At 39.9% G+C, this 4586-nt stretch carries 3 protein-coding genes; 1 reads left to right on the top strand and 2 read right to left on the bottom strand.

Annotated elements, in window-relative coordinates; translation table 11 throughout:
* A partial coding sequence (locus tag V5N63_RS03115) for a DNA polymerase III subunit alpha (RefSeq protein WP_332032795.1) occupies positions 1-1763 on the bottom strand: 1763 nt, incomplete at its 3' end.
* A gap of 146 nt (positions 1764-1909) precedes the next feature.
* Entirely contained in the window at positions 1910-3502 is a 1593-nt protein-coding gene (locus V5N63_RS03110) for a T9SS type A sorting domain-containing protein (RefSeq protein ID WP_332032794.1), read from the bottom strand.
* Between the two features lie 230 nt (positions 3503-3732).
* Between V5N63_RS03110 and V5N63_RS03105 the strand changes: the two genes are divergently transcribed.
* A partial coding sequence (locus V5N63_RS03105) for a thiamine pyrophosphate-dependent dehydrogenase E1 component subunit alpha (RefSeq protein ID WP_332032793.1) occupies positions 3733-4586 on the top strand: 854 nt, incomplete at its 3' end.

Below are 4586 nucleotides of genomic sequence, written 5' to 3'. Positions count from 1 at the left end.
CCGCGTTTTCCGCCGTCAATTTTATCTTCTTTACTTAAAAATTCCTCAGGAATATCGAACTCGGGAAGGAGAACGTCACGTTTTAAAGTATAGGGTTCAAACTTTGCCAAAAATTCTGAATACGCTTCAAAAGCATCAGGGAACTGGATGAAAGCCAGCTTCAGTTCATCACTGTTTTTAATGTAGAATTCGTTGGACGGAAGCCCGCGTCTTTTGCCAAAACCCTTACCTACAGGCGAAGAAAGCTTCTCACCATCTTTAATACAGTATAAAATATCCTGAATATTGGCATCTTCTTTTTCGGTGTAGAATGTTTCATTCTGTGCCAAAATCTTCACATCATATTTCTCTGCAAATTCCAGCAAAACTTCATTTAAATGCTCCTCTTCCTCCACTTCATGATTCTGGATCTGTACGTAAAAATCGTCACCAAAAGTATCTTTCCACCACCGGAAAATTTCCTCTCCTTTCTGTTCACCAAATTCAAGAACGGTATTGGGAATATCTCCGAAAGTTCCGGCTGTAAGGGCGATAACATCTTTACGATATTCGGCAATCATCTGCCTTGAAATCCTCGGAACACCAAAATAAAAGCCGTTAACATAGCCTAAACTCGAAAGTTTTGCCAGATTTTTATATCCGTTAAAATTTTTCGCAAGTAAAACCACATTGGTCCTGCGGTCGGGATCATCTTTGGTAAACTGTTTCTGCTCCGGCCGGTCAGAAATATAAAACTCGCAGCCAATTACCGGAATCAGCGGTTCTTTTCTGGGTTCGGTGTCGGTAAATTCCCTGCCTTCTTCCTGGGCTTTTAATTTATTTTCTTCGTATTCTTTATATGCTTTTTTAATGTTTGCATTGGCTTTCTCCACTTCGGAAACAAACTTGAAAGCGCCCATCATATTCCCCAAATCAACCAATCCTACCGCCGAAAAATTATTGAATAAGGCTTTTTTTACAAGATCAGAAATATGCGTTGAAGCCTGCAATGATGAGTAAATACTGTGGTTATGGAAATTGAAATAATCGCCGATTTCAATCTCGTCGGTATCACCAAAATCAACTTTTTTCTTCTTTTTGGAAGCCGCCACCTGCCTTCTGATAATAATCGCAAATGGCGGGAAAGGATTAGGATGATTGCTGATGAAATCCTGAAGTTCTGAATCGGACATTTTGATTTTTTCCGCCGGAATAACACCAATCCGCATCATTTCGAAGAAAATCTGTGCCGTTGCGTTTACGTCGGCTGCCGCATTGTGTGCTTCATCGAATTTTTCATTGTAGAGTTTTTCGTAGAGTTCGACTAATTTTGGTGATTTATATCTGCCGTTTTTTCCACCGCCGAGTTTACAGAAATCGGTTCCAAGCTCCATGGTATCTGCAGATGGAATTTTTTCAAGTGTATTTTCAAAATCTTTTCTGTGAAATTCAGCACCTACAATATTATAATCGAAATCAATATTGTGCCCTACAACCACTTCAGTTTTCTTTAAAACTTCCTGAAATTCCGCCAAAACCTCTGCGAGATCACGACCTTCTTCCTTAGCCATTTTAGTAGAAATCCCATGAATCCTGGTAGCGTTGAAAGGAATATCATATCCTTCAGGTTTGATGATATAATCCTGATTTTCTAGCAGATTCCCGTTCCGGTCGTGCAACTGCCACGCAATCTGAACCATTCTGGGCCAGTTGTCGGAATCAGAGAGTGGTGCGCTGAAATTTTTTGGTAAACCTGTAGTCTCGGTATCGAAAATTAAATACATTATAAAGAAGAATTTTGGTAAAATTAGGGTAAAATATGTTTAGAAAAAAGCTGCTAAAACATAAAAAATTGATATCAGTTCTTATAAAATAGGTGCAAAAAAAAGCGACAGATAAATCTGCCGCCTTCTATTAATTATTAAAAATCTTATTTTTTAATTGACTTCACTGTTTTTACAGAACCGTCAGCATACTGTAAATTCACGAAATACATTCCTGATTTCAGATGCCCGAGGTTTAGCTCAGCAGCAGGTGCCAAGGTTTTCACAGTTCGGCCTGATGCATCTACGATATTGATTGATTTTACTCCTTTGATATCGGAGATTTTAACTACATCGGTAAATGGATTTGGATAAACAGAAACATTCGACTTATTCAGATCGTCTACCGCAAGGAATTGTTGATAATTGATTGTATAATCTTCTGCTTGTCCGTTACCCATTTGAGCGCAAGCAGATACCAATGAGGTATGAATTGCTGTTCCTGAGAAATTATATTTAACCCTCATTCTTTTCTGTCCATAAGAAGTTCCTGCAGGAATTGCAATATTACCGGTTAATGAAATTGGATTATCAGGCAAATTAACCTTTCTGATCATTGTAGCAGTAGTATTGAAATAAGACTCACCTGCATCATCAAAATCACCATCGCTGTTCCAGTCAATAAATACCGACATTGCCCAGCCATTTACAGGATTTCCGTTAGTGGTTCCTAATACAGTAAGCGGAAGGGATGTTACATTATCTTTAACTTCAAAAATTGTTGTTGTAAAATCTTCATACGCAGGGAATGCCCCAATTGTTGTTGCTGTAGCATCTGAAGTCTTGGTAGTTCCCGCAAAGTTCACTGATTTTATAGGTGCTACAGCCGTAGGCGCGCTGGAAGTTAACGGACCGCAGTAAGTAATGACATTATTGGTTGAGAACGTAATTCCTGTACAGCCTGAAGCTTCCCCTACTGTATTCCAAGGTGTTACTGTTGTGTAATAAGTTGTATTAGGTGCAAGCGCTACATTCTGAGAGGTTCCTGCCACCACACCTCCAAAAACATCATTTCCACCAGGTGTTGTACCCACCGTAAGGATGTAATTTACTGCGGTTGGCACTGCTTGCCAAGTGAAGGTATTGGTTCCTGACGGCAAAACAGCTCCCGATGTTGGATTCGTAAATGTTGTACAAGCAGGAACTGCAGTTACAGACTGTTGAACTATTGATAAATCATCTACAAATACATTCCCGGTGGTTGAGCCAGATGGAACAAACCATGCACCATACCCATAAGATTGCCCGGGCTGCATTTTACCTGCAGGAATTATCCCGGTTTTTTGAGTACATGTTGTAATCGCTGCACTTCCCAAAACTGTGCCCGTGCTAACATATTCGATGTTCCATGCGTTAGAAGCTGCAACGTAGGTAAATACTGCTGCGTACAAAGTTCCGGTTACTCCGGCTGCCTTTTTGTAATTAAAACTTATAGCCGCTTCCTGGCCGTTATTGATTTTACCAAATTCTTCTTCAAGAACATCATTTAAAACCATCCATCCGGTTTGTGTAACGGTGCCACCAATGGCCAACTGACCACCTAATGTTCCCGAGCATGCAGCAGCTGCTGCGATTGTTCCACCTCCGAACTGTGCATACTGTCCCACATTAGTGGCTTCTTCAAAATCGCCTACATAGTTTAGTTGTGCATGAGCACCAATCCCTAAACCAAGTAAGCAAGAAAGTAATAATTTTTTCATATGTCGTTATTTTAAAATTGTCTTCCAAATATATAATAAATAAATGAAATTTAGAATAATTTAGTTTTTTGGATTTTCTTTTATCAAATCATAATATTTTCAGCCATTAATAGATCGTGTTTACACCACTTTTGTGAAATAATTGCAGATAGCAGTTTTCTCAGCTATTCATCCAGTTCCCACAAACAGTAGTTTTATTATTCTCATTAAAATTTTTATATTTGTTTTATATGGAAATAGGCACAAAAAAACACGTATCAGAAGAGATTTTATTAAAAGCCTTTAATCACATGATGCTGGCAAAAGCAATGGCCGACATTTATGAAGAAAATAGGAATATCACCAAGTATGTTCACAGCACCTCACGCGGACACGAAGCCATTCAGTTGGCTACAGCTTACCAGCTAACAAAGGACGACTGGGTTTCACCATACTACCGCGACGAAAGTTTACTGCTTGGAATTGGTTTTGAGCCCTTCCGCTTAATGCTCCAGCTTTTAGCTAAAGCCGATGATCCTTTTTCCGGCGGCCGCTCCTATTATTCACACCCGTCGAGTCGCGAAGAAGATTTACCAAAAATAATTCACCAAAGTTCCGCCACTGGTATGCAGGCGATTCCTACCACCGGAATTGCACAGGGAATTAAATATATTCAGGAATTCAATCTTGAAACTTATGACCAAAATCCTGTTGTTGTCTGCAGTTTAGGCGACAATTCTGTGACCGAGGGTGAAGTTGCTGAAGCATTTCAGTTTGCGGCCCTGCATCAGCTGCCCATTATATTTCTTATTCAGGATAACGAATGGGGAATTTCAGTAACAAAAGAAGAAGCAAGAACTTCAGATGCGTACGATTATGCTGCGGGTTTTGTGGGATTAAACAGAATGCGTGTGGACGGAACCGATTTTATAGAGAGTTTCGAAGCCATGAAAAAAGCCGTCGATTTTGTGCGGTCAGAAAGAAAGCCGATACTTGTTTGTGCGAAAACTGTTCTCATTGGTCACCACACTTCAGGCGTTCGGCGTGAATTTTACAGAGATGAGGATGATCTGGCAAAACACCGTGCAAAAGATCCGGGAAAGAT

The sequence above is a fragment of the Kaistella sp. genome (assembly GCF_032060305.1).
GTDB lineage: Bacteria > Bacteroidota > Bacteroidia > Flavobacteriales > Weeksellaceae > Kaistella > Kaistella yananensis.
Note: the sequence above shows the minus strand (reverse complement) of the source record. Positions and strands in the feature narration are given on the sequence as shown.